Raw genomic sequence first — 22,682 nt, forward strand, 5'->3', positions numbered from 1 at the left:
GGGACCATGAGCGAGACGCGCACCGTGTCCATGCCCGCGGCGGACGCCCCGACGGTCGACGCCCCGTGGCCCGTCTCGGTGCTGTCGGGCAAGATCAAGGGCTGGATCGACCGGCTGGGCACCGCGTGGGTCGAGGGCGAGATCACCCAGTGGGGCGGATCCGGCGGCAACGTCTACGGGAAGCTCAAGGACCTCGACGTCGACGCCACCATCAGCTTCACCGTCTGGTCGTCGGTGCGCGCCAAGATCCCGGCCGACCTCGGACAGGGCGCCCGCGTCGTCGCGCTCGTGAAGCCCAACTACTGGGTCAAGGGCGGCACGCTCACCATGCAGGTGCTGGAGATGCGGCACGTCGGCCTCGGCGACCTGCTCGAGCGGCTCGAGCGCCTGCGGCAGACGCTGCGCGCCGAGGGCCTGTTCGACGCCGACCGCAAGCGGCGGCTCCCCTTCCTCCCCGGCTGCATCGGCCTCATCACCGGCAAGGACTCCGACGCCGAGAAGGACGTGCTCCGCAACGCCCAGCTCCGCTGGCCGAGCGTGCGGTTCCGCGTCGTGCACACCGCGGTGCAGGGAGACCGGGCGCCCGGTGAGGTCACGCGCGCCATCGGGGTGCTCGACGAGGATCCCGAGGTCGACGTCATCGTCGTCGCCCGCGGCGGCGGCGACTTCCAGAACCTGCTGGTCTTCAGCGACGAGACGCTCGTGCGCACGGCGGCCGCGTGCCGCACCCCGCTCGTCAGCGCGATCGGGCATGAGGCCGACCGGCCGCTGCTCGACGACGTCGCCGACCTCCGCGCGTCCACGCCCACGGACGCCGCCAAGCGCGTCGTGCCCGACGTCTCCGAGGAGCTGTCGCGCGTGCAGCAGGCGCGCGCCCGCATCGGGATGCGCCTCACCAGCCAGGTGCGCGGCGAGATCGACCGGATCGAGCAGCTGCGGTCGCGTCCCGTGCTCGCGAGCACCGCGTGGATCGTCGACTCGCGCGCCGAGGAGCTCGGCCGCTACATCGCGCGCTCCGCGGAGCTCGCCGGCCGCGTCGTCGAGCGCGGGATGCAGCAGACGAGCGAGCTCTCCCGCCAGCTCCGCACGCTCTCGCCGCAGCACGTCCTCGACCGCGGCTACGCCATCGTGCAGACGGCCGACGGATCCGCCCTCCGCGCCCCCGCCGACGCTCCGACGGGCACCGGCCTGGTGCTGCGGCTCGCCGCCGGCGCGCTCGGCGCCACCTCCACCGGCCCGACCGACGACATCCCCTCGTCGGCCGCGCGCCTGCCCGCCTCCCCCGCCCGCGACGCCCGGCCCGCGTCCGGCACCGAAAGCTAGGATCTCCCCCATGCCCACCAGCCCCGCCGACCCCGGCGCCGACACCGGCGCACGCCTGCCGGACGTCTCCGACCTCAGCTACGAGGAGGCGCGCGACGCCCTCGTGCGCGTCGTCAACGACCTCGAGCAGGGCGCGTCCACGCTCGAGGAGTCGATCGCCCTGTGGGAGCGCGGCGAGGCCCTCGCCGCCCGCTGCGAGGAGTGGCTGCTCGGCGCGAAGGCGCGCCTCGACGCCGCGCGCACGTCCGCCGCGTCCGACGCGCGCTGACCGTGGCGAAGCCCCGCACCCCCAACGTCGTCGCCGAGCTCGGCCGACCGGAGACGCCCGAGGAGACCGCCGCCCGCAAGGCCGCCGACTCCCGCCGCCACCGCGCCAAGCAGACGTTCCGCAACCTGCTCTACTCGCTCATCGTCACGGTCGCGACCGTCGCGGTGATCGTCGCCATCGTGCCGCGCTCGAACACCACGATCCTCCCGGACGTCGACTACGCCGCCGCGGCCGCCGAGGCCCAGGGCGGCTTCCCCCAGACGCTCGTGGTCCCGGAGCTGCCGGCGGCCTGGAAGAGCAACGACGCGGAGATCCGCCCGGCCGGGCGCGACGGCGTGGCCGTCTGGTACATCGGCCTCATCACGCCGAGCAACCGCTACGTGGGGATCTCGCAGGGCATCGACGCGAACCCCACCTGGCTCCTCGAGACCCTGCGGTCCGCCCCCGAGGTGAGCCGCGAGGAGATCGGCGGCCTCGAGTGGACGCTCTACGACAACAGCGGCGCGGAGGATCCCGGCAACGTCGTCCTCGCGGCGAGCGCCGTGGACGGCGACAGCACCTACGCGGTCTACGGCACGGCCGACGCCAACGAGCTGCGCACCGCGATCGACGCCGTCGCCGCCGCGCGCGGCACCCCGGCCGGCGTCCCGACGCCCGCCGACGGCAGCTCGACCACCAGCACCATCGCACCGGAGGAGGGGATCGAGGGATGACCGATCAGGCAGAGACGGCGTCGGACGACGCCGTGCAGGCGCCCGCCGAGGTGTGGGCCGAGATGATGGAGGGCAACGCCCGCTTCGTCGCCGGCGAGCCGCGCCACCCGCGCCAGGACGTCGAGCGCCGCGCCGCGCTCGCGCACGTGCAGCGCCCCGTCGCCGCTCTGTTCGGCTGCAGCGACTCGCGCCTCGCGGCCGAGATCATCTTCGACAAGGGCCTCGGCGACCTCTTCGTGGTGCGCAACGCCGGCCAGATCATCTCCGACTCCGTGCTCGGCAGCCTCGAGTACGCGGTCGCCGTGCTCGGCGTGCCGCTCATCGTCGTGCTCGGCCACGACGAGTGCGGTGCCGTCCGCGCGGCCATCGAGAGCGCGGCGCCCGACGCGGAGGCGCTGCCGCCGCACATCGCGAACCTCATCGCGCCCATCGCGCCGGCCGTCCGCCGCGTCGCGGGCGACCCCGTCGTGCCCGACGAGGTCGACGCGGGCGAGGTCGGCCGCGAGCACCTGCGCGACACCGTGACCCGCCTCCTGGAGGCGTCCGAGATGATCTCCGACCACGTGGCGGCCGGTAGCCTGGCCATCGTCGGCGCCAACTACAAGCTCCTCGAGGGCACCGCGGTGCCCGACGTCATCGTGGGCGACATCCCTCGCTAGAGGGGCTTCCCGCGCTGACCCGCACACTCCGGGCCCCTGCGGTCCGGTGCATCACCCGTCCCGAAGGAGAGAGAAACAGCGTGGTCGACACTTCCCCCGGAACCGAGACGAACGGCGCGGACGCGTTCCGCGTCGAGCACGACACGATGGGCGAGGTGCGGGTCCCCCGGGACGCGCTGTACGCCGCCCAGACGCAGCGTGCCGTCGAGAACTTCCCCATCTCCGGCCGCGGGCTCGAGCCCGCGCAGATCCAGGCGCTCGCCCGCATCAAGCGCGCCGCCGCGATCGTGAACGGCGAGATGGGCATCGTCGACGCCGACGTCGCCCAGGCGATCGTCGCGGCCGCCGACGAGGTGGCGGGCGGATCCCACCACGAGCACTTCCCCGTCGACGTGTACCAGACGGGCTCCGGCACGAGCTCGAACATGAACATGAACGAGGTCCTCGCGGCCCTCGCCACGGCGTCGCTCGGGAAGCCCGTGCACCCGAACGACCACGTCAACGCGTCGCAGTCCTCGAACGACGTCTTCCCCACCTCGGTGCACGTCGCCGTCACGGGCGCGCTCCTCGCCGAGCTGATCCCCGCCCTCGAGCACCTCGCCGACGCGCTGGAGACCAAGGCCGAGGCGTGGAAGGGGTTCGTCAAGGCGGGCCGCACGCACCTCATGGACGCGACCCCGGTCACGTTCGGCCAGGAGTTCGCCGGCTACGCGCGCCAGGTGCGCCTCGGCATCGAGCGCGTGCGCACCGCGCTCCCCCGCGTCGCGGAGGTCCCGCTCGGCGGCACCGCCACGGGCACCGGCATCAACACGCCGCTCGGCTTCCCGCAGAAGGTCATCCAGGTGCTCGCCGAGGACACCGGCCTCCCCGTCACCGAGGCCCTCGACCACTTCGAGGCGCAGGGCGCGCGCGACGGCCTCGTCGACGCCTCCGGCGCGCTGCGCACCCTCGCGGTGAGCCTCACCAAGATCTGCAACGACATCCGCTGGATGGGCTCGGGCCCCAACACGGGCCTCGGCGAGCTGCACATCCCCGACCTGCAGCCCGGGTCCTCGATCATGCCCGGCAAGGTCAACCCGGTCATCCCCGAGGCCGTGCTCATGGTCTGCGCGCGCGTCATCGGCAACGACGCCACCGTCGCGTGGGCGGGCGCCTCGGGCCTGTTCGAGCTCAACGTCGCGATCCCCGTCATGGGCTCGTCGCTGCTCGAGTCGATCCGCATCCTCGCCTCCTCCACGCGCCTGCTCGCCGACAAGACGGTGGACGGCCTGCGCGTCAACGAGGAGCACGCCCGCGCGCTCGCGGAGTCGTCGCCGTCGATCGTCACGCCGCTCAACCGCATCATCGGCTACGAGGCCGCGGCGAAGATCGCCAAGCACTCGGTCGCGCAGAAGATGACGGTGCGCGAGGCCGTCGTCGACCTCGGCTACGTCGAGCGCGGCGAGATCACCGAGGAGCAGCTCGACCAGGGCCTCGACGTGCTGCGCATGACGGCGCCGGGCCTGTAGCCGGAGCCCCGCACGGACGCCGACGGGCGCCGATCCCCTCGGGGACCGGCGCCCGTCGTCATGCGGCGGCGTGGATCACACGGGGTCGCCGTCGAGCAGCCCCGTGACGAGCGCGGCGATCGCGCTCCGCTCCGAGCGGGTCAGCGTGATGTGCCCGAACAGCTCGTGGCCCTTCAGCGTCTCGATGACGCTGGCGACGCCGTCGTGCCGGCCGACGCGGAGGTTGTCGCGCTGCGCGACGTCGTGGGTGAGCACCACGCGCGAGTTCTGGCCGATGCGGCTGAGCACCGTCAGCAGCACGTTGCGCTCGAGCGACTGCGCCTCGTCGACGATCACGAACGCGTCGTGCAGCGAGCGCCCGCGGATGTGCGTGAGCGGCAGCACCTCGAGGATCCCCCGCTCCACCACCTCGTCCATGACGTTCTGCGAGACGACCGACCCCAGCGTGTCGAACACGGCCTGCGCCCACGGGTTCATCTTCTCGGCGGCGTCGCCCGGCAGGTAGCCGAGCTCCTGGCCGCCGACCGCGTACAGCGGGCGGAACACCATGATCTTCCGGTGCTGCTGCTTCTCCAGCACCGCCTCGAGCGCCGCGCAGAGCGCGAGCGCCGACTTGCCGGTGCCGGCGCTGCCGCCGAGGGAGACGATCCCCACCTCGCGGTCGAGGAGCAGGTCGATCGCGAGGCGCTGCTCGGCCGAGCGGCCCTTGAGGCCGAAGACCTCGCGGTCGCCGCGCACGAGGTGCACCGTGCCGCGGCGCGTGACGCGGCCGAGGGCGGATCCGCGGTCGGAGTGCAGCACCACGCCCGTGTTGACGGGCAGGTCCTGCACGGCGCGCGTCTGCAGCGTCTCGGTGTCGTAGAGGTCGGCCATCTGGTCGCTGGAGAGCGTGACGTCGGCCATGCCGGTCCAGCCGCTGTCGACGGCGAGCTCGGCGCGGTACTCCTCCGCCTGGAGGCCGATGGAGGCCGCCTTCACGCGCAGCGGCATGTCCTTCGAGACGACCGTGACGGCGAGGCCCTCGGTCGAGAGGTTGAGGGCGACCGCGAGGATGCGCGAGTCGTTGTCGCCGAGCTGCAGGCCGTTGGGCAGCGCCGCCATGCTCGAGTGGTTGAGCTCGACGCGGAGCGTGCCGCCGGCGTCGCCCACCTCGATGGGGAAGTCGAGCCGCTCGTGCTCCTCGCGGAGCTGGTCGAGGAGGCGGAGGGCCTGTCGCGCGAAGTAGCCGATCTCCGGGTCGTTCCGCTTCGCCTCGAGCTCCGTGATCACGATGACCGGGATCACCACCGCGTGCTCGGCGAAGCGGAAGAGCGCGCGCGGGTCGGACAGGAGGACGGAGGTGTCGAGCACGTACGTGCGCTCGGCCTGCTGCGTCCCCTCCCCCCGGTCGTCGCGTCGTGCGGTGCTGCTGCGGCTGTCCATCGGGGCCACGGGCCACTCCATCCCCGAGCGTTCGCGCTCGGAACCTGACGGCGATCGGGCCACGGTGACGAGAGATCCTGCGGCCCTCTCGATCAGGCGCCATGCCTGATGAGTGCGAACCTACGTCGCGCACCCCGGCGGTGACCAGTGCCACGCGCGACCCGATGTGTCAGGGACATTAACTCTTGCCCGGCGCCGGGGCCGGGGCGCGTCAGGAGCCGAAGCGGCGCTGGCGCGAGGAGTAGTCGCGGAGGGCGCGGAGGAAGTCGACCTCGCGGAGGTCCGGCCCCAGCGCCTCCATGAAGTAGAGCTCGCTGTGCGCCGACTGCCACAGCATGAAGTCGCTGATGCGCTGCTCGCCCGAGGTGCGGATCACGAGATCGGGATCGGGCTGGCCCCCCGTGTAGAGGTGCTCGCCGATGAGGTCGGGGGTGAGGAGGGCCGCGAGGTCCTCGAGCGTGCCGCCGGCGAGGTGGTGCGACTGCACGATGCTGCGCATGGCGTCGGCGATCTCGGTGCGCCCGCCGTAGCCGACCGCGAGATTGATGTGCAGGCCGGTGTTGCCCTTCGACCGCTCCTCGGAGGCGTCGAGCCGGGCGATGAGCTCGGGCGGCAGGCCCTCGTCGGATCCCACGTGCTTGACCCGCCAGTCGCGGTGCCGGGAGAGGTCCTCCGCGAGCTGGCCGATGATGTCGATGAGCGCGGTGAGCTCGGCGCTGCCGCGGCCCGTGAGGTTGTCGGTGGAGAGCAGGTAGAGCGTCGTGACCTTGATGTCGAGGTCGTCGCACCACTCGAGGAACTCGAGGAACTTGGCCGCCCCGGCGCGGTGCCCGTGCGCCGCGGACTCGAGTCCGAGCTGACGGGCCCAGCGGCGGTTGCCGTCGAGGATCATCGCGATGTGGTGCGGCAGGGCGCTCCGGTCGAGGCCGCGGCGGATGCGCTTCTGGTACGCCCGGTAGAGCAGACCGCGCCACGGTCGGATCGGCTTCTCTCGCACCATCCCACGCTAGCCCACGCACCCGGAAGCCGGATCGCCCGGCCGGCTGACGTCGCGCAGGGCTGTCCTACACTCGCAGGATGACGCCCGCCGCCTCCTCCCCCGGCCCGCTCGGCAGTCCGCAGGACGGCGATCCGGAGGACGAGGCGTCCGTCGCCCACCTCCCGCTCGTCGAGGACGCGCAGGACGCCGGCCTGGAGCCGAAGCCCACCTGGCGCGGCTGGCTGCACGCGGGCATGACCCCCGTGGCGCTCGTGCTCGGCATCGTGCTGATCGCGGTCGCCGACGGCCCGGCCGCCCGCATCGCGTGCGCCGTGTTCGTGGCGTCGTCGCTCCTGCTGTTCGGCGTCTCCGCGGTCTACCACCGGTTCGACTGGTCGCCGCGGGCGAAGATCCTCCTCAAGCGGATGGACCACGCCAACATCTTCCTGCTCATCGCGGGCTCGTACACGCCCATCACGGTGCTCGCGCTGCCGCACGGGAAGTCGGTGCTGCTGCTCTGGCTGGTGTGGTCGGGCGCCGCGCTCGGCGTGCTGTTCCGCGTCTTCTGGATCCACGCGCCGCGCTGGCTCTACGTGCTGCTGTACCTCGTGCTCGGCTACGCGTCGCTCGTGTTCATCGTCGACTTCTTCCGCGCCGACGCCGCGATGATGACGCTCATCCTCGCCGGCGGCCTCGCCTACACGGTCGGCGCGGTCGCGTACGCGCTGAAGCGGCCGAACCCCTGGCCCGGCCGCTTCGGCTTCCACGAGATCTTCCACGCGTTCACCCTGGTGGCGTTCCTCTGCCACTGGACGGGGATCCTGCTGGTGGCGACGAACCCGCCCGTCGTCTGACCGGGCGGGCGCGTCGGGCGACCGCTACAGGTACGGCTGCACGTTCTCCGCGTAGGCGGAGGTGAGCTGCGCCGCGGCGGCCGGGAACACGTCGGCCGGGTCCGCGTCCTGCGAGAGGATCTGCGCCCACGGCTGCTGCAGGTACGTGTCGCCGTTGGGGATCAGCGTCCGCGCCCAGTCCTGCGAGCGCACGTGCTCGAGGCTGTCGTACGCGGTGCGGAACGCCGGGTTGTCGCCCCAGAAGCCGGTGAGGTCCGTGCTCTGGCCGGCCGACGTGCGCACGGGCGCGTAGCCGGTCTTCTTCGCGAAGGCGACCTGCTGGTCGACCTCCGTGACGTGCTTGATGAACATCGCGGCGGCGAGCTGCTGCTCCTTCGTCTTGCTGCCGACGACGGCGAGGCCCGTGCCGCCCGTCGGCACGAACCGCCCCTGCGGTCCGCCCGGCAGGACGCCCGTGCCGACGGGGAACCGGGCGCTGCCCGTGACGATGCCCGCGGCACCGGCGGATGCGATGGTGCTGGGGGCGAGGCCGCCCGCGAAGTCGACCGCGGTGTCGCCGCTGGCGGCCGCCACGTTCGCGATCTTCGAGTCGAAGACGAGGCCGCGCGCGTAGCGGGCCGCCTCCAGGGTCTCCGCCTGGTCGAGCGCCAGATCCCACCCGTCGGAGTACCGGCCGCCGCGGCCCCACAGGACGTTGCTCATCGCCCACGTGCCGATGGACCCCTGCGGGAGGCGGATGGCGGGCGTGCCGCCGGTCGCCTTCATGATCGCGGGCGCCCACTCCTCGAGCTCCGCCCAGGTGTCGGGCGCGCGGTCGGGCAGGCCGGCCTTCGACCAGATGGACCTGTCGTAGTAGAAGATCGGCGTCGAGCGCGCGTAGGGCACGGCGTACCGGGCGCCGTCGTAGAGGTAGTCGTCGAGGAACACCCCGTTGAAGTCGTCGAGCTCGAAGCCGAGGTGCGCCATGAGGCCGTCCATCGCGATCGACTGCTTGTTGACCATGTAGCGGAACCACCAGGTGTCGCTGGCGTTCACCATGTCGGGCATGCTGTCGGTGCCCGCCGCGGCCTGCAGCTTCTGCGCGATCTCGTCGTAGCTCGCGCCGCCCGTCACCACGTTCACCGTGATGCCCGTCTTCGCCAGGAAGTCCGCGGCGAACTGCGCCTCGAGGTCGGAGGTCTGGCCGGGGTGCGTCGTCCACCACGTGATGTCGGTGGCGGGCTGGATCCCGTCCCAGTCGGTGTCGGGGGCCGCGGTGGCCGCGGTGCCGCCGCCCACGGACGGGCCGGAGCAGGCGGCGAGGAGCGCGGTGCCGCCGAGGACGGCGCCGAGCTTCAGCATGTCGCGCCGGCGGAGGGAGCTGGCGGCGGCGGCGCCGAAGGCGGAGCGGGGGGCGATGGGCATGGTTCTCCTGGGATCGGGCGTGCGGGGATGCGGATCGGGCGGGGAGGAGGGAGCGGGGTCGCGGGTCGTGGGTCGCGACGTCAGCCGGTCACGGCGCCGGCGGTCAGACCGCCGACGATGCGCCGCTGGAAGACGAGGAAGACCGCGAGCACGGGGAGCGTGACGATGACGGTGCCGGCCATGAGGACGCCCCAGTTCGTGATGCCCGTGGTGTCCTGCAGGAGGGTGAGGCCGACGGGCAGCGTCATCATGCGCGGGTCGGTCGTGACGAGGAGCGGCCACAGGTAGTCGTTCCACTCGCCGACGATCGAGACGAGCGCGACGGCGGCGATGGTGGGCGCCGACATGGGGATCACGAACGACCACAGCCGCCGCAGGTGCCCGGCGCCGTCCATCGCGGCCGCCTCGAGCACGGAGCCCGGCAGCGTGAGGAAGTGCTGCCGGAAGAGGAACGTGCCGTAGGCGCTCGCGACGCCCGGGAGGATGAGGCCCGGGTACGTGTTGATCCAGCCGAGGCCCGCGACGACCTGGTAGTTCGGGATCATCACGATCTGCTGCGGCACGAGCAGCGCGAGGATCACGACCCCGAACCAGACCTTCGCGAACGGCACGCGGATGAACACGAGCGCGTACGCCGTCATCAGGCCGAGCAGCACCTTGAGCCCCGAGCCCACGAGCGTCTTGACGGCGCTGTTGGCGGCCAGGGTCTGGAAGGAGACCGTGTCGGACGCCGTGACGTAGTTGTCGGGCGCGAACGACGACGGCAGCAGCTCCAGCGGCACCGAGTAGATCTCGCCGAAGTCCTTGAAGCTCGTCAGCACCATCCAGACGAGCGGCAGCAGCATCACGAGCACGGCGAGGGCGAGCGCGAGGTACGTGCCGGCGAGCGGCGGCCGCGCGGATCCGGATGCGGTGGAGCGTCGGAGGCGGCGACGCGAGCGGCCGGGCGCCGCCGTCGTGCCCGCGGACTCGGGTCGGGCGAGGGTCGCGGTCACGAGTAGTGCACCTTCCGCTGGACGATGACGAGCTGGACGAGCGTGACGACGAGCAGGACGAGGAAGAGGATCGTGGCGACGGCCGACGAGTAGCCGGCCCGGCCGGCCACGAAGCCCTCGTGGTAGATCTGGTACATCATCGTGGTCGTGCCCTGCAGCGGCCCGCCCTTGGTCATCGCGCTGATGAGGTCGAAGGTCTGCAGCGAGCTGAGCAGCGTGGTCACGCTCAGGAAGAACGTGGTCGGGCTGAGCATCGGCAGCACGATGCGCACGAAGGCGCGCATCCGGCCGGCGCCGTCGAGGGCCGCCGCGTCGAGCAGGTCCTTCGGCACCGCCTGGAGGCCCGCGAGGTAGATGAGCGCGCAGTAGCCGAGGTCGCGCCAGACCTGCACGGTGGTGACCATCGCGAGGGCCGCGCCCGGGTCGCTGTACCAGTCGGGCGACGGCAGGCCGAGGGCGGACAGGCCCGCGGAGATGAGGCCGAAGTTCGGGTCGAAGACGTACAGCCAGAGGAAGCCGACGGCCACGCCGGAGAGCACGTACGGCGCGACGATGATGGTGCGGACCGGCCCGCGCAGCCGGATCCTGCGGTTCAGCAGCACGGCGACGCCGAGCCCCAGCACCATCGAGCCGACGACCGTGACGCCGGTGAACACGACCGTGACGCCGACGACCGTGGGGGTCTGCGGATCCTGGAACCACGCTACGTAGTTGGCGAGGCCGACCTCGCGCGCCACCTGCGACCCGATGTTCCACTGCAGCGTGGAGTAGTAGAAGGACTCGAGCAGCGGCTTGTACGTGAAGACCGCGAGCAGCAGCACGTTGGGGCCGACGAAGGCGAGGAACAGGAGACCGTCGCGGACGCGGCCCGGTCGGCGGCGGCGCGGGGCCGAGCCGGGACGCCGGGCGGTCGGACGGCCGGAGGTCGACCCCGGGGCCGGCACCGCCGCCGGGGTCGACGCGACCCGGGTGGGCGCGGGGGCGTGCGTCACATCGGACCTCCTCCTGGATCACAGGGAGGGAACGTTCCCTCCGTGCCTGGCCAAAGTAGGCAGGGCGGGTTAACGGACGGGTGCGCGCGGGTGGCGGGCGGACGGACGAGCGACGGCCGGCGCCCCCCGGACGGGGGGAGCCGGCCGTCGTCGTCCGGGTCCGATGGTGACCGTCAGCCGAGGTGCGACCCGCCTCCCCAGCCCACATGGTGGCCCGGGTCCGAGACCCAGGGGTCCGGAGCCGCCGAGTGCGGGTTGTGACCCATCGCGCTGACGCTGACCCCGTCCAGCGCGGCGGTCGGGGAGGCGGACGCCGAGTCGAGGTGCAGGCCCACCGTGGCGCAGAGCGCGATGGCCGCGATGGCCGCGCAAGCGCCCCGGCCGAGGCGACGAGGGGATCGGGTGCAGGGCGTGGGGGATGACATGGTGAGAGGGCTCCGTCCGTGGGTGGAGCTCGACCCTACGGAGCCCGCGACCCGGTGGAACGCCGCGCGTCCACAGCCGGTGGACGAGGACGCCACCCGACGGGAGCGCCGCTCAGCCGCGCGGCGTGCCCGCGGGGTCGTCCGGCGCCGCGTCCGCGTCCGCGTCGCCGTCCGTGACGGTGGGGTCCGTCGCTCGGCGGTCGCGCTCGGGAGCGGCGTCGCGGGCGAGGTCGGCCTCGAGCTTCTCCGCCTCGAGCCGGCCGCGGATCTCCTCGCGGTAGCGCGTGCGGCGGATGCGCCGGGTCATGTCGACCATGAGCAGCAGCACCATGACGGCCACGAAGAAGATCGCGATGAAGCCGACGGGACCGGGCGAGACCGTGTCCGGGTCGAACTCGGCGGTGGGCGTGGGGCTCGGGGTCGTGACGGCCGCGGCGAGGCGGAGGGCGAGATCCGAGCCCATCACGCGCGTGCCGCCCGGTCGTCCGCGTCGTCCGGGATGCCGGCGAACAGGTCGTGCTCCTCGTCCGGCGCGTCGACGCGCGACTCCACGAGCTGGAAGTCCTCGAACGGCCAGGCGCGCTGTTGCAGGTCGCGCGGCCAGCGGAAGAAGGAGCTGTCGGGCGCGACCTGGCTCGCGTGCGAGAGGAGCGCGCGGTCCCGGGCCTCGAAGTGGTCGGCGACGTGCACGTGCGTGGTCGCGAGGTCGGGGCGGTCGCCCATCCAGCCGAGCATCTCGTCGACGGCCTCGAGCATCTCGGGGGCGGCGTCCGAGGCGACCAGGTGCTCGCGCACGGCGCGGAGCTTGGCGCCGTTGAAGATCCGGTCGAAGTAGAGCTTGGAGACCTCCCACGGCTCGCCCGCGTCGGGGTACGAGCCCGGGACGCCGGACTCGCGCCACGCCTCCATCGCGATCACGTGCGCCTGGATGTGGTCGGGGTGCGGGTAGCCGCCGTTCTCGTCGTACGCCACGAGGACGTGCGGGCGGAACGCGCGGACGAGGCGGATGAGCGGCTCGGCCGACACCTCCACCGGGATGCTCGCGAAGGACGCGGGCGGCAGCGAGCCGTCCTCGCGCGCCATGCCGGAGTCGACGTAGCCGAGCCAGCGATGCTGCACGCCCATGACGGACTGCGCGCGCGCCATCTCGATGCGGCGGAGGCCGGGCAGGTCGCGCTCGGCCATCGCGCGCTCGGCGAGGCCCTCGTTGAGGATGTCGCCCGCCTCGCCGCCCGTGCAGCTGACGACCATGACCTCGGCGCCCTGGTGCGTGTAGTGGGTGTACGTCGCCGCGCCCTTGCTGGACTCGTCGTCGGGGTGGGCGTGCACGGCCATGAGGCGCAGGGTCACGGGGCTCCAAGGGTGGGGAAGGTAGTCTGGATCCCCAGAGTACAAGGTGCGTGTGAGGAGATCGCCGTGACGACCGAGTCCCGATCCCCCGTCCCCGCCGGGTCCCTGCCGGACGACGACGAGACCGTCGAGCACCGCGTCCCGGCCCCGCGATCCACCCCCGCGCTCGACGAGCGGTACGGGCGCACGCGGCCCGCGCGCATCCGCCAGCGGTGGCTCTACGGGGTCGCCGGCGGGCTCGTCGCGCTCGTGTTCGGCGCGTGGGTGCTGTGGGCCGGGCTCGACCAGGCGTCGGGATCCATCGACGCCACCGACCGCGCCTTCGACATCGTCGACGACCGCACCATCGACGTCACGTTCTCGGTCGTCATGCCGACCGGCACCGCGGCCTACTGCGCGGTCCAGGCGCAGGACGAGCAGCGCTCCATCGTCGGGTGGGAGGTCGTCGAGCTCCCCGCCCAGGACGGCTTCGAGCGCATGGAGACGGTGCGGCTGCGCACCACCGGTCCCGCCGTGACCGGGTTGATCCACAGCTGCTGGCCCGCCTAGAGTGGGGGATTCGCCCCGACGGATCCGTCGGGGCGTCCGTGCGAGTGCAAGGAGTCCATCGTGGCGCAGGAGCAGGCAGTCACCTGGCTGACCCAGGAGGCGTTCGACCGCCTCAGCAGGGAGCTCGACACCCTCAGCGTGCAGGGCCGCGAGGAGATCGCGAAGAAGATCGAGATCGCCCGCGAGGAGGGCGACCTCAAGGAGAACGGCGGCTACCACGCCGCCAAGGAGGAGCAGGGCAAGATCGAGGCCCGCATCCGCCAGCTCACGCAGCTGCTGCGCACCGCCGAGGTCGGCGACGCCCCGGAGAGCCACGGCGTCGTGGAGCCCGGCACGGTCGTCACCGCGCTCATCGCCGGCGACGAGACCAAGTTCCTGCTCGGCAACCGCGAGATCGCGGGCGACAGCGACCTCGACGTCTACAGCGAGCAGTCCCCGCTCGGCGCCGCGATCATCGGCTGGGAGGTCGGGCGGAAGGGCGCGTACACCGCGCCCAACGGCCGCGAGATCCCCGTCGAGATCCAGGCCGTGGAGAACTACACGCCGTAGCGCTCCCCACCACGACGAGAGGGGACGCGGACCATGTGGTCCGCGTCCCCTCTCGTCGTCCCCGGCGACCTCAGTCGCGCTGGAGCCGCGGGTCGTAGCCCGCGTCGCGGAGGCGCTGCACGACCTCGCCCGTGTGCTCGGGACCGCGCGTCTCCACGCTCACCTCGAGCTCGACCTCGCTGATCTGCAGCCCGCGGCCGTGGCGCGTGTGCAGCACCTCGACGACGTTCGCGTTCGCCTCGGAGATGATCTGCGACGTGCGGGCGAGCTGGCCCGGGCGGTCGGGCAGCATGATCCGCAGCTTCACGTAGCGGTCGGAGGCGGCGAGGCCGCGGCTGATGACGCGCTCCATCATGAGCGGGTCGATGTTGCCGCCCGAGAGGATCACGACGGTGCGGCCGGCGTCCGTGACGAGACCCGCGAGGATCGCCGCGACGCCCACGGCGCCCGCGGGCTCCACCACGAGCTTCGCGCGCTCGAGGAGGAGGAGCAGGGCCCGCGCGGTGTCGTCGTCCTCGACCGTGACGACCTCGTCGACGCTCTCGCGGATGATGTCGAAGTTGAGCAGGCCCGGCTTCGCCACCGCGATGCCGTCCGCGATCGTGGGCGTGATCTCGATCTCGGTCGCGCGGCCCGCGGCCAGCGACGGCGGGTAGGCGGCGGCGTTCCGCGCCTGCACGCCGACGACGCGGATGGTGCGGCCCTCCTCGGCGGCGCGCAGCTTGAGCGCGGTCGCGACCCCGGAGATCAGGCCGCCGCCGCCGATGGGCACGACGACCGTCTCCACGTCGGGCGTCTGGTCGAGGATCTCGAGGCCGAGGGTGGCCTGGCCCGTGATGACGTCCTCGTGGTCGAACGGCGGGATGAGCACGGCTCCCGTCTGCGCGGCGAACTCCGCGGCGGCGAGCAGCGGCTCGGCGACCGTGTGGCCGCGCAGGATGACCTCGGCGCCGTACTGGCGGGTGGCCTGCAGCTTCGGCAGCGCGACGCCCACCGGCATGAAGATCGTGGCGCGGATCCCGAGCTCGCGCGCGGCGAACGCGACGCCCTGCGCGTGGTTGCCGGCCGACGCGGCCACGACGCCGCGCGCCTTCTCCTCGTCGGTGAGGCGCGAGATGCGGTTGTACGCGCCGCGGATCTTGTACGACCCGGTGCGCTGCAGGTTCTCGCACTTGAGGTGCACGGGGCTGCCGAGGATCTCGGCGAGGAAGCGCGACGACTCCATCGGGGTCACGTCGGCGACGCGGCTCACCACCTCGCGGGCGGCCCGGATGCGCTCGAGGGTGGGCGCGGATCCGCGGGGCAGCTCCCCCGCGAGCGCCGCGGCGTCCTCCCCCAGCTGCGAGGGGTCGAGCTCGTCGCCCACCGCGCGCAGTCGGGGCGGCTCGGCGTGCGGGGCGGCGGCGGCCGTCTCGGCGGGGGTCGCGGCGGGGGCGGCGTCGGTCATCTGGTGCGCTTCCTCGGGTTCGGGCGGCGGGTGGCGTGCGAGGCGTCGGCGGGGACCGCGGGCGGCGGCGGCTCGGGGTTCCCCCGCCAGGCGCCGCTGGCGACGTGCTTGACCATGGAGTTGAGGGTGGCGACGAGCGGGACGGCGAAGAACGTGCCCGCGATGCCGCCGACCATGCCGCCCGCGGCGACCGAGAGCACGACCGCGAGCGGGTGCACCTTGACGACCGAGCCCATGATGAGCGGCTGGAGGATGTGCCCCTCCACCTGCTGCACGATCAGCACGATCGCGATCATGATGAGCGCCTGCGTCAGCCCGTTGTACACGAGCGCCACGAACACGGCGAGCGTGCCCGTGACGACGGCTCCGACGATCGGGATGAACGAGCCGAGGAAGACGAGCACGCCGATGGGGATGGCGAGCGGGACGCCGATGATGGCGGCGCCGCCCGCGATGCCGACCGCGTCGATCAGCGCGACGAGCACCTGCACCTTCACGAAGTTCTGCAGCGTCGTCCAGCCGGCCTTGCCCGCGCCGTCGACCGCGGGGCGCGCCAGGCGCGGGAACAGGCGCACGACCCAGCGCCACATGCCGGGGCCGTCGATGAGGATGAACAGCGTCGAGAACAGCACGAGCAGCACGCCCGTGAGCACGTGCCCGAGCGAGGACGTGACGGAGAGCGCGCCGCTGAGGAGCGCGCCGGCGTCGCGCTGCACGGCGTCCACCGCCTGGGCGTACGCGTCGTTGAGCTGCGCCTCCGAGAGCTGCAGGGGCCCGTCCGTGAGGAAGTCGCGGACGTCCGCGTAGCGGCTGAGCGACTGCGCGCGGATGGAGTCGTACTGGCCGATGATCTGGGTGGTCACGAGGTAGACGAGCGCCGCCACCGCGACGATCACCCCGATCTCGGAGATCGCGACGGCGAGCCACTTGGGCACGCGGTGCCGCTGCATCCAGTTCGAGATGGGCACGAGCAGGGCCGCGAGCACGATGGCGAGCAGCAGCGGGATGACCACGTACTCGAGCTGGATCACGAGCCAGCCGACCGCCCCGAGCACGCCCAGGATGAGGAGCAGGCGCCAGGCCCACGCGCCCGCGATGACCATGCCGGGCGGCACGGCCTCGGCGACGGTGCGCGCGACCGGACGGACGGTGTCGATGTCGGGCTCGACGGGGCGCTCGGCCGCGCGGGCGGCAGCCGCGCGCGCGCGGGATCGCTGGCCGAAGATCATGCTGGGAGTCTAGGACGGGCCTCCCGTCCGCCCGTGCGCCCGGCCGCGGGCGGATGTCGCCCGATGCCGCGTCGGGGGCCGCGGGTAGCGTCGGGGCATGCCCGACTCCGTCTCCCCCGCCCTCGCCCGCCGCATCGCCCTGGCGGCGCAGGGGCTCGGCCGGGCCGAGGGGACCGCGGCGGGCACGCGCCGGCTGGGCGCGGTGATCCGCCGGCTCGGCCTGCTGCAGATCGACTCGGTCAACGTCTTCGAGCGCAGCCACCACCTGCCCGTGCTCGCCCGCGTCGGCCCCTATGACCGCGCCGCCCTCGACCGGATGCTGTTCGGCGGAGGCGGCGCGTACACCGAGTACTGGGCGCACCAGGCCGCCGTGCTGCCCGTCGACGACCTGCCGCTGTTCCGCTGGCGGATGGAGGCGGAGCGCGCCCGCCGCACGCGGCCCGGATCCTGGGCGCTCGAGCACGCGCCGCTCCTCGCGGAGGTGCGCGCCGAGCTCGGCCGCACGGGTCCGGTGCCGGCGAGCGCCGTCGAGCACGAGGCGAACGTGCGCACGGGCCCGTGGTGGGGCTGGTCGGACGTGAAGCGCGCGCTGGAGGCGATGTTCGCGTGGGGCGAGATCGCGAGCGTGGGGCGCCGCGGGTTCGAGCGCGTCTACGGCCTCGCGGAGGACGTGCTCCCCGCCGCGGTCCGCGACCGCGACGTGCCCGAGGAGGACGCCGTCCGCGAGCTGGTGCGCCGCGCCGCCGTCGCGCACGGCATCGGCACCGCGGCCGACCTCGGCGACTACCACCGGCTGTCGCGCGCCGCCACCGATCGCGCGCTCCGGGACCTCGCGGACGCGGGCGAGGTGCTGCCCGTCACGGTGCCCAGCTGGGAGGGGCGCGGGAAGCCGCTGCCCGTGTGGCTGCACCGGGACGCGCGGCTGCCCCGGCGGATCCGCGGCGAGGCGCTGCTCTCGCCGTTCGACCCGGTCGTGTGGTTCCGCGAGCGGGCGCTCCGCCTCTTCGACCTGCACTACCGGATCGAGATCTACACCCCGGCCGCGCAGCGCGTGCACGGCTACTACGTGCTGCCGGTGCTGATGGACGACGAGATCGTCGCCCGGGTCGACCTCAAGAGCGACCGGCAGGCGGGCGTGCTGCGCGTGCAGGCGTCGTGGGCCGAGGGACGGCACGACGCCTCCGTCGTCGCCGAGCGGATCGCCCCGCTGCTGGAGCGCGCCGCCGCGTGGCAGGGCCTCGAGCGCGTGGGCGTCGTCGACCGCGGCACGCTCGCGCCGGCGCTGCGGGCGCACCTGCCCGCGATCGACGCGACGGCCGCGCCGGCCTGAGGCCGCCGGCTAGAACTGGACGCGCGGCGGCTCGGCGATGGACGCGAGGCTCGAGACCTCGTAGAAGTCCCGCTCGCCGAAGCCGAGCCCGCGCACGAAGAGCGTGTTCGGGAAGTGCGTGATCTTGGTGTTGAGCTCGCGGACGCCGCCGTTGTAGAAGCGGCGCGAGGCCTGGATGCGGTCCTCGGTGTCGACGAGCTCGCCCTGGAGCTGGAGGAACGTCTGGCTCGTCTGCAGCTGCGGGTACGCCTCGGCGACCGCGAACAGCGACTTCATGGCACCCTGCAGGTGCTCCTCGGCGGCGCTCGCCTCGACGGGGCTCCCGGCGCTGATCGTCTCCGTGCGGGCGGATGCCACCGACTCGAACACCCGGTTCTCGTGCGCCGCGTAGCCCTTGACCGACTCGATGATGGTCGGTAGCAGGTCCGCCCGTCTCTTCAGCTGCACGGTGATGTCGCTCCACGCCTCGTCCACCCGGACGTTGAGCGTGACGAGGGCGTTGTAGGTGGCCCAGAGGTAGATGCCGACGAGCACTGCCAGGAGCACGACGACGCCCAGCGCGATCCACAGTTCCATGCTGGGGAGTCTACGCGCGGGTCCGAGGAGCACCCGGGGAGAGAGCCGGGGGCGCACCCGTACTGGGGGCGTCGAGGTGGAGCGTCAGCCGCGGGCGCGCAGCGCGTCGCGGAGGAAGAGGTACGAGGAGCGGGGCGTGCGGTCGCGCGTGCGCGGATCCACGTGGACGAGCCCGCGCGGCGTCGAGACGCCGGCCTCCCACTCGAACCCGTCGAGCAGGCTCCCCGCGACGACCGCCTCGAGCCGCACGCCCTCCGCGGGCCCGCCCGGCGCGACCGCGGCGAGCGCGGCGGTGAGGTGGTCGGAGACGGCGTGGGCGCGACGCGGATCCCGACGGCTGCCGTCGCGGTCGTCCACCTGCTCGGGGTGCGCCGCGTCCAGGCCGGAGAGCACGACGGGCGGGAGGGCGTCGCCGTAGCGCGCGCGGAGGTCGGCCAGCACGACGGGCACGAGGTCGGGGGCGACCGGGTGGCCGTCGAGCGAGGCGGGGTGGTCGGTCCAGGGCAGCTCGGCGAACGGGATCGCGGTGGACCCGGCGACCAGGCGCGGCACGGCGGCGATGCGGATCGGGTCGGCGAGCGCGACGCCGTAGTGGTCGAGCGGCTGGCCGATGGCGCGGAGGTCGGCGGGATCCACGCGGGCGAGCCGCTCGAACGCCTCGGCGTGCGGGCCGTCGAGGTCGGGGTAGCGGCCGAGCAGCACGGCGTCGGCGAACAGGTCCTGGTGCAGGGCGCGGGCGACGACGGCGGCCACGCGGTCGTCGTCGTCGGCGGTGGCCGCCTCGACGACCCGGTGCGCGTTCACGATCCCCACGCGGGCCGACGAGCGCGCGCCGCGGATCGCCTCGACGGCGCGCCCGTGCGCGAGGAGCTGGTGGTGCACGGTGGGCAGCGCGTCGAGCCCGAGGCGGGATCCGGGCGCGTGCGTCCCGGTGACGTGGCCGGCCATCGTGGTGAGGGCGGGCGTGCGCAGCGTCACCCAATCGGGCACGCGGTCGGCGAGCGCCTCGGCGACGAGGTACGCCAGGTCGCCGAAGCGGAGGGCCGTGTCGCGGTGCAGCCAGCCGCCGCGGTCCTGCAGCTCGACCGGCAGGTCGTGGTCGTGCAGGGCGGCGCGCGGGCGGATCCCCGCCGCCAGCAGCGCGTCGACCAGCTCGTCGTAGAAGCCGATGCCCTCGCGGCGGAGCCCGCCGCGGGCCTCGGGCTGCACCCGGGACCAGGAGACGGAGAAGGACAGGACGTCGACGCCGAGCTCGGAGGCGAGCGCGACGTCCTCCGGCATCCGGGCGATGTGGTCCGCTCCGCGCTCGGGATCCGCGCCGTCGACGACCGCGCCGGGCCGCCGGGCGAACGCGTCCCACACCGACTCGGTGCGACCGCCCTCGTGCGCGCGGCCCTCGACCTTCGCGGCGCTCGTGCCGACCCCGATGCGCGGGCCGCCCGCGAGGAGGCCCGCCAGCTCGGTCGGCGTGGGGCGGTCGGGAGCTGCGTCGCGAGGGGTCACCTGAGCCAGTATCGGGCACGGGGAGGCGTCGCCCTCGCCCGCCCGGGACGCCCGTCGCGGGGCACGCGCCCCGCCCGCGCACACCCCGCATGCCGCCCGCACGGACGGGCCGCACAGGTTGCCATACCACTTCCGTCACGGTCGGTGCGGGCGGTTGACATGCCCTGCGGATCCCGTCTGAATGGTCCACGGTGCGGTATCGAGCGAGGAACGAGGACCGTCCGTCCACGGGGGGTGGTGCGGGCGGCGTCCGTCGATCCCGCGAGCGCGTCGTCCGCGCGGTCGCCCTCGTCGCGCTGCTCGCCGCGCTGGGCGCCGGCGGCACCGCCGCCGCGACCGCCGCCACCTCCCCTCCCGGCCCGCCGCCCACGACGCCGAGCCCCGACCCGTCGGCCGCACCCGCTCCCCGGCCCGCCCCCACGGTGGAGGCGCCGGTGTTCTCCACGGACGGCGCCGTCGCCGTCACGGGCACGAGGCCGTCCGGGGTCGACGTGCAGGTCACCATCGCGAGCGTGCCCGCCGCCGTGACCCTCCCCTCCCCCACCACCTGGCGCGCGACCGCGACGGGCGTGCCCGACGGGCAGAGCCCCGTCCGCGTCACCGCGGGCGGCCAGGAGGCCACGGCCACCGCCTCCGTGCTGCGCGCGCCCCGGGTCAACAGCTTCTCCGTCGTCACGACGGGCCTCGTGAGCGGCACCGGCTTCCCGGGCGCGACGGTCGACGCGCGCTCGGGATCGGCCGCGTGCCGCGCCACCGTGGGCGCCTCCAGCACCTGGGCGTGCCTGCTCGCGCCGCCGCCGCCCTCCGGCACCGCCGTCCCCGTCACCGCCACGCAGACCACCTCCTGGAGCACGGGCGCCCCCGCGGTCGGCCGCGGCACCGGCAGCTTCGACACCACGGCGCCCGGTGCCGCCGTCATCACCGCCCCGGCGGCCGGCGCGACCGTCGACGCGACGGGCATCACGATCTCGGGCACCTCCGACGAGGACGGCACCACGGTGCGCGCCTACCTGTCCGGCTACGGCGACGCGGCGTGCCAGGCGCAGGTCGCGGGCGGCCGGTGGTCGTGCACGACCGGGACGCTGCCGCCGGGGCCGCTCGGGATCACCGCGACCGTCACGGATCCGCTCGGCAACATCAGCGTCCTCGCCCGCGAGGTGCGGGTCACGATCCAGGCGCCCGCCACCGCGCCGACGCCCGGCGCGACGCCCACCCCCGGCACCCCGACGCCGGAGCCCTCGCGCTCCCCCGAAGGCGCCACGGCCGCGCCCGCCCCCGGATCCGGCGGCGGCGGCGGATCCGCCCCGGGCGCCGGTCCCTCCCCCGAGGGCGCGCCCGGCGCCGGTGCCGCGCCGCGGGCCACCGCCCCCGGCACGTGGAACGCCCCCACGCGCTTCGGCACCTCGCTCCAGCCGCTGCCCGCCGCCTTCACCGACGGCCGCGGGCTCCTGCCGCTGCTCCTCGCGCTCGGCGCCGTCCTCCTCGTCACCCTGCCGGCGCTCCTCCTCCGGGGCGCGCTCATCTCGCGCTTCGGCGGACGCCACCGCACCTCCGACGATGTGACGCCGCTGCGCATCGTCGCCCGCGGCGACGCCGGGGCGCTCACCACGCGCGCCGCGGCCGCCGCCTTCACGGAGTCCACCGCCACCACCGGGCAGATGCGCATCGTGCCCGGCACGCTCGACTCCGCGCCCCTCCCCGTGCCCGCCCGCCGCGAGCCCGAGCCGACGCTGCTCGGCACCCGCCCGGCCCACGAGCCCGGCCGCGCCCGCCGCTGGGGTGCGGCCGCCGCCGCGCTCGCCCTCGCGGCCGCGCTCGCCTCGCTCTCCCTGCCCGTCGGATCCGATCCCAACGCCGTGCGCCTCTTCCTCGCCGCGCTCGCGGGCCTCGCCGTCGTGAACCTCGTCGGCGTCGTGGCGGTCGCCGCGGTGGCGGGCCCCCTCGGCGCCGGACCCGCCCGCGTCCGCGCCGTGCCCGCCCTCCTCGTCCTCTCGGCGACGGCGGTGCTGGTCTCGCGCGGGTTCGGGCTCGCCCCGCCCGTCGTCATCGGCCAGGTGCTCGGCCTCGTGGCCGACGACCGCGACGACCGGTCGCGTGCCCGCCTCGCGCTGGTGCAGTCGGGATCGCTCGCCGCCCTCGGGCTCGTGGCGTGGATCCTCTACGGCCTCGTCCCCGCCACCGGCGGCATGTGGTGGCAGATGGCGAACGAGCTGCTCAGCACGGTCACGCTCGCGTCCCTCAGCTCCGCGGCGCTCGCGCTCGCGCCCGTCTCGCTCGTGCTCGGCAGGTCGCTGCTGCTGCGCTCCCTCCCGCTGTGGGCCGTCACGAGCGTCGTGGTCCTCACCCTCGCCTTCGCCGCCGTCGCCACGACCGCGAGCGGCGTCCCGGCCGGCGTGTGGATCACCTCGCTGGTCGTCGCCGCGGCCTTCGCGGCCGTGAGCCTCGCGGTGTGGCTCTGGATCCGCGTGGTCGAGCCCTCCGTCCAGCGCTCCTAGCAGCCGCCCCCGCGCGCTGTCCCGCTGCCACGCCGGGCCTGGTGCGCGCCGTCCGCCGGGGCCACACTGGGTGTCGCCGCCGGACCGGCGGAGCGGATCCGACCCGCGCAGC

21 protein-coding genes are annotated in these 22,682 nt (G+C 74.0%); 10 read left to right on the forward strand and 11 right to left on the reverse strand.

The window, feature by feature from the left end:
• Window positions 1–6 precede the first annotated feature (6 nt).
• From xseA to H9X71_RS11270, 5 genes are all read left to right on the forward strand, one after another.
• A complete protein-coding gene (gene xseA / locus H9X71_RS11250) occupies window positions 7–1,323 on the forward strand; it encodes an exodeoxyribonuclease VII large subunit (RefSeq protein ID WP_191147173.1) in 1,317 nt (438 codons plus the stop codon).
• Between the two features lie 10 nt (window positions 1,324–1,333).
• Complete coding sequence (locus H9X71_RS11255; protein WP_191147174.1) at window positions 1,334–1,591, forward strand: exodeoxyribonuclease VII small subunit; 258 nt, start codon at window positions 1,334–1,336, stop codon at window positions 1,589–1,591.
• A 2-nt stretch (window positions 1,592–1,593) separates the two neighbouring features.
• Window positions 1,594–2,304, forward strand: coding sequence for a DUF4245 domain-containing protein (locus tag H9X71_RS11260; protein ID WP_191147175.1), 711 nt, complete (start codon window positions 1,594–1,596; stop codon window positions 2,302–2,304).
• Window positions 2,301–2,963 carry a carbonic anhydrase gene (locus H9X71_RS11265; protein ID WP_236006842.1) on the forward strand — a complete coding sequence of 221 codons (663 nt, stop codon included), beginning with the start codon at window positions 2,301–2,303 and terminating at the stop codon, window positions 2,961–2,963. Before H9X71_RS11260 ends, H9X71_RS11265 begins: the two co-directional genes overlap by 4 nt.
• A gap of 80 nt (window positions 2,964–3,043) precedes the next feature.
• Window positions 3,044–4,471, forward strand: a complete 1,428-nt coding sequence (locus H9X71_RS11270; protein WP_191147176.1) for a class II fumarate hydratase — start codon at window positions 3,044–3,046, stop codon at window positions 4,469–4,471.
• Window positions 4,472–4,546: 75 nt separating this feature from the next.
• On the opposite strand, the gene phoH2 is transcribed toward H9X71_RS11270, so the two are convergent.
• Complete coding sequence (gene phoH2, locus H9X71_RS11275; RefSeq protein ID WP_191149169.1) at window positions 4,547–5,893, reverse strand: RNA 5'-3' helicase PhoH2; 1,347 nt, start codon at window positions 5,891–5,893, stop codon at window positions 4,547–4,549.
• Window positions 5,894–6,104: 211 nt separating this feature from the next.
• Complete coding sequence (locus H9X71_RS11280) at window positions 6,105–6,890, reverse strand: isoprenyl transferase (RefSeq protein WP_425321400.1); 786 nt, start codon at window positions 6,888–6,890, stop codon at window positions 6,105–6,107.
• A gap of 80 nt (window positions 6,891–6,970) precedes the next feature.
• Here H9X71_RS11280 and trhA point away from each other — a divergent pair, with 80 nt between their 5' ends.
• A complete protein-coding gene (trhA, locus tag H9X71_RS11285; protein WP_191147178.1) occupies window positions 6,971–7,726 on the forward strand; it encodes a PAQR family membrane homeostasis protein TrhA in 756 nt (251 codons plus the stop codon).
• Window positions 7,727–7,750: 24 nt separating this feature from the next.
• Here the strand turns inward: trhA and H9X71_RS11290 are convergent, their stop codons facing one another.
• From H9X71_RS11290 to mca, 5 genes are all read right to left on the reverse strand, one after another.
• Window positions 7,751–9,130, reverse strand: a complete 1,380-nt coding sequence (locus tag H9X71_RS11290) for an extracellular solute-binding protein (RefSeq protein WP_191147179.1) — start codon at window positions 9,128–9,130, stop codon at window positions 7,751–7,753.
• 80 nt (window positions 9,131–9,210) lie between these two features.
• Window positions 9,211–10,125 (reverse strand): carbohydrate ABC transporter permease, encoded by a 915-nt coding sequence (locus tag H9X71_RS11295; RefSeq protein ID WP_191147180.1) that lies wholly within the window; start codon window positions 10,123–10,125, stop codon window positions 9,211–9,213.
• Entirely contained in the window at window positions 10,122–11,117 is a 996-nt protein-coding gene (locus tag H9X71_RS11300) for a carbohydrate ABC transporter permease (protein ID WP_191147181.1), read from the reverse strand. Before H9X71_RS11300 ends, H9X71_RS11295 begins: the two co-directional genes overlap by 4 nt.
• 537 nt (window positions 11,118–11,654) lie before the next feature.
• Window positions 11,655–12,005 carry a hypothetical protein gene (locus H9X71_RS11305; protein ID WP_191149170.1) on the reverse strand — a complete coding sequence of 117 codons (351 nt, stop codon included), beginning with the start codon at window positions 12,003–12,005 and terminating at the stop codon, window positions 11,655–11,657.
• A complete protein-coding gene (gene mca / locus H9X71_RS11310; RefSeq protein ID WP_191147182.1) occupies window positions 12,005–12,892 on the reverse strand; it encodes a mycothiol conjugate amidase Mca in 888 nt (295 codons plus the stop codon). Before mca ends, H9X71_RS11305 begins: the two co-directional genes overlap by 1 nt.
• Before the next feature lie 66 nt (window positions 12,893–12,958).
• Between mca and H9X71_RS11315 the strand changes: the two genes are divergently transcribed.
• Together H9X71_RS11315 and greA are read left to right on the forward strand one after the other, a co-directional pair.
• Window positions 12,959–13,441 carry a DUF4307 domain-containing protein gene (locus H9X71_RS11315; protein ID WP_191147183.1) on the forward strand — a complete coding sequence of 161 codons (483 nt, stop codon included), beginning with the start codon at window positions 12,959–12,961 and terminating at the stop codon, window positions 13,439–13,441.
• A 60-nt stretch (window positions 13,442–13,501) separates the two neighbouring features.
• Complete coding sequence (gene greA / locus H9X71_RS11320; RefSeq protein ID WP_191147184.1) at window positions 13,502–13,990, forward strand: transcription elongation factor GreA; 489 nt, start codon at window positions 13,502–13,504, stop codon at window positions 13,988–13,990.
• Window positions 13,991–14,060: 70 nt separating this feature from the next.
• Here the strand turns inward: greA and ilvA are convergent, their stop codons facing one another.
• Both ilvA and H9X71_RS11330 read right to left on the reverse strand, forming a co-directional pair.
• The gene (gene ilvA / locus H9X71_RS11325; RefSeq protein ID WP_191147185.1) at window positions 14,061–15,437 is read right to left on the reverse strand and encodes a threonine ammonia-lyase; all 1,377 of its coding nucleotides are present in this window, start codon (window positions 15,435–15,437) and stop codon (window positions 14,061–14,063) included.
• Window positions 15,434–16,666 (reverse strand): AI-2E family transporter, encoded by a 1,233-nt coding sequence (locus H9X71_RS11330; RefSeq protein WP_191147186.1) that lies wholly within the window; start codon window positions 16,664–16,666, stop codon window positions 15,434–15,436. Before H9X71_RS11330 ends, ilvA begins: the two co-directional genes overlap by 4 nt.
• A gap of 97 nt (window positions 16,667–16,763) precedes the next feature.
• Between H9X71_RS11330 and H9X71_RS11335 the strand changes: the two genes are divergently transcribed.
• On the forward strand, window positions 16,764–17,996 hold the full coding sequence (locus tag H9X71_RS11335) for a winged helix-turn-helix domain-containing protein (RefSeq protein WP_191147187.1): 1,233 nt from the start codon (window positions 16,764–16,766) through the stop codon (window positions 17,994–17,996).
• A 9-nt stretch (window positions 17,997–18,005) separates the two neighbouring features.
• Here the strand turns inward: H9X71_RS11335 and H9X71_RS11340 are convergent, their stop codons facing one another.
• Both H9X71_RS11340 and H9X71_RS11345 read right to left on the reverse strand, forming a co-directional pair.
• Window positions 18,006–18,572, reverse strand: coding sequence for a LemA family protein (locus H9X71_RS11340; RefSeq protein ID WP_191147188.1), 567 nt, complete (start codon window positions 18,570–18,572; stop codon window positions 18,006–18,008).
• Between the two features lie 84 nt (window positions 18,573–18,656).
• Window positions 18,657–20,075, reverse strand: a complete 1,419-nt coding sequence (locus tag H9X71_RS11345; RefSeq protein ID WP_191147189.1) for a glycoside hydrolase family 1 protein — start codon at window positions 20,073–20,075, stop codon at window positions 18,657–18,659.
• A gap of 191 nt (window positions 20,076–20,266) precedes the next feature.
• Here H9X71_RS11345 and H9X71_RS11350 point away from each other — a divergent pair, with 191 nt between their 5' ends.
• Window positions 20,267–22,570: a hypothetical protein gene (locus tag H9X71_RS11350; protein WP_191147190.1), complete on the forward strand. Its 2,304-nt coding sequence runs from the start codon at window positions 20,267–20,269 to the stop codon at window positions 22,568–22,570.
• Window positions 22,571–22,682: the final 112 nt, after the last annotated feature.

The organism is Clavibacter zhangzhiyongii (assembly GCF_014775655.1).
Lineage (GTDB): Bacteria > Actinomycetota > Actinomycetes > Actinomycetales > Microbacteriaceae > Clavibacter > Clavibacter zhangzhiyongii.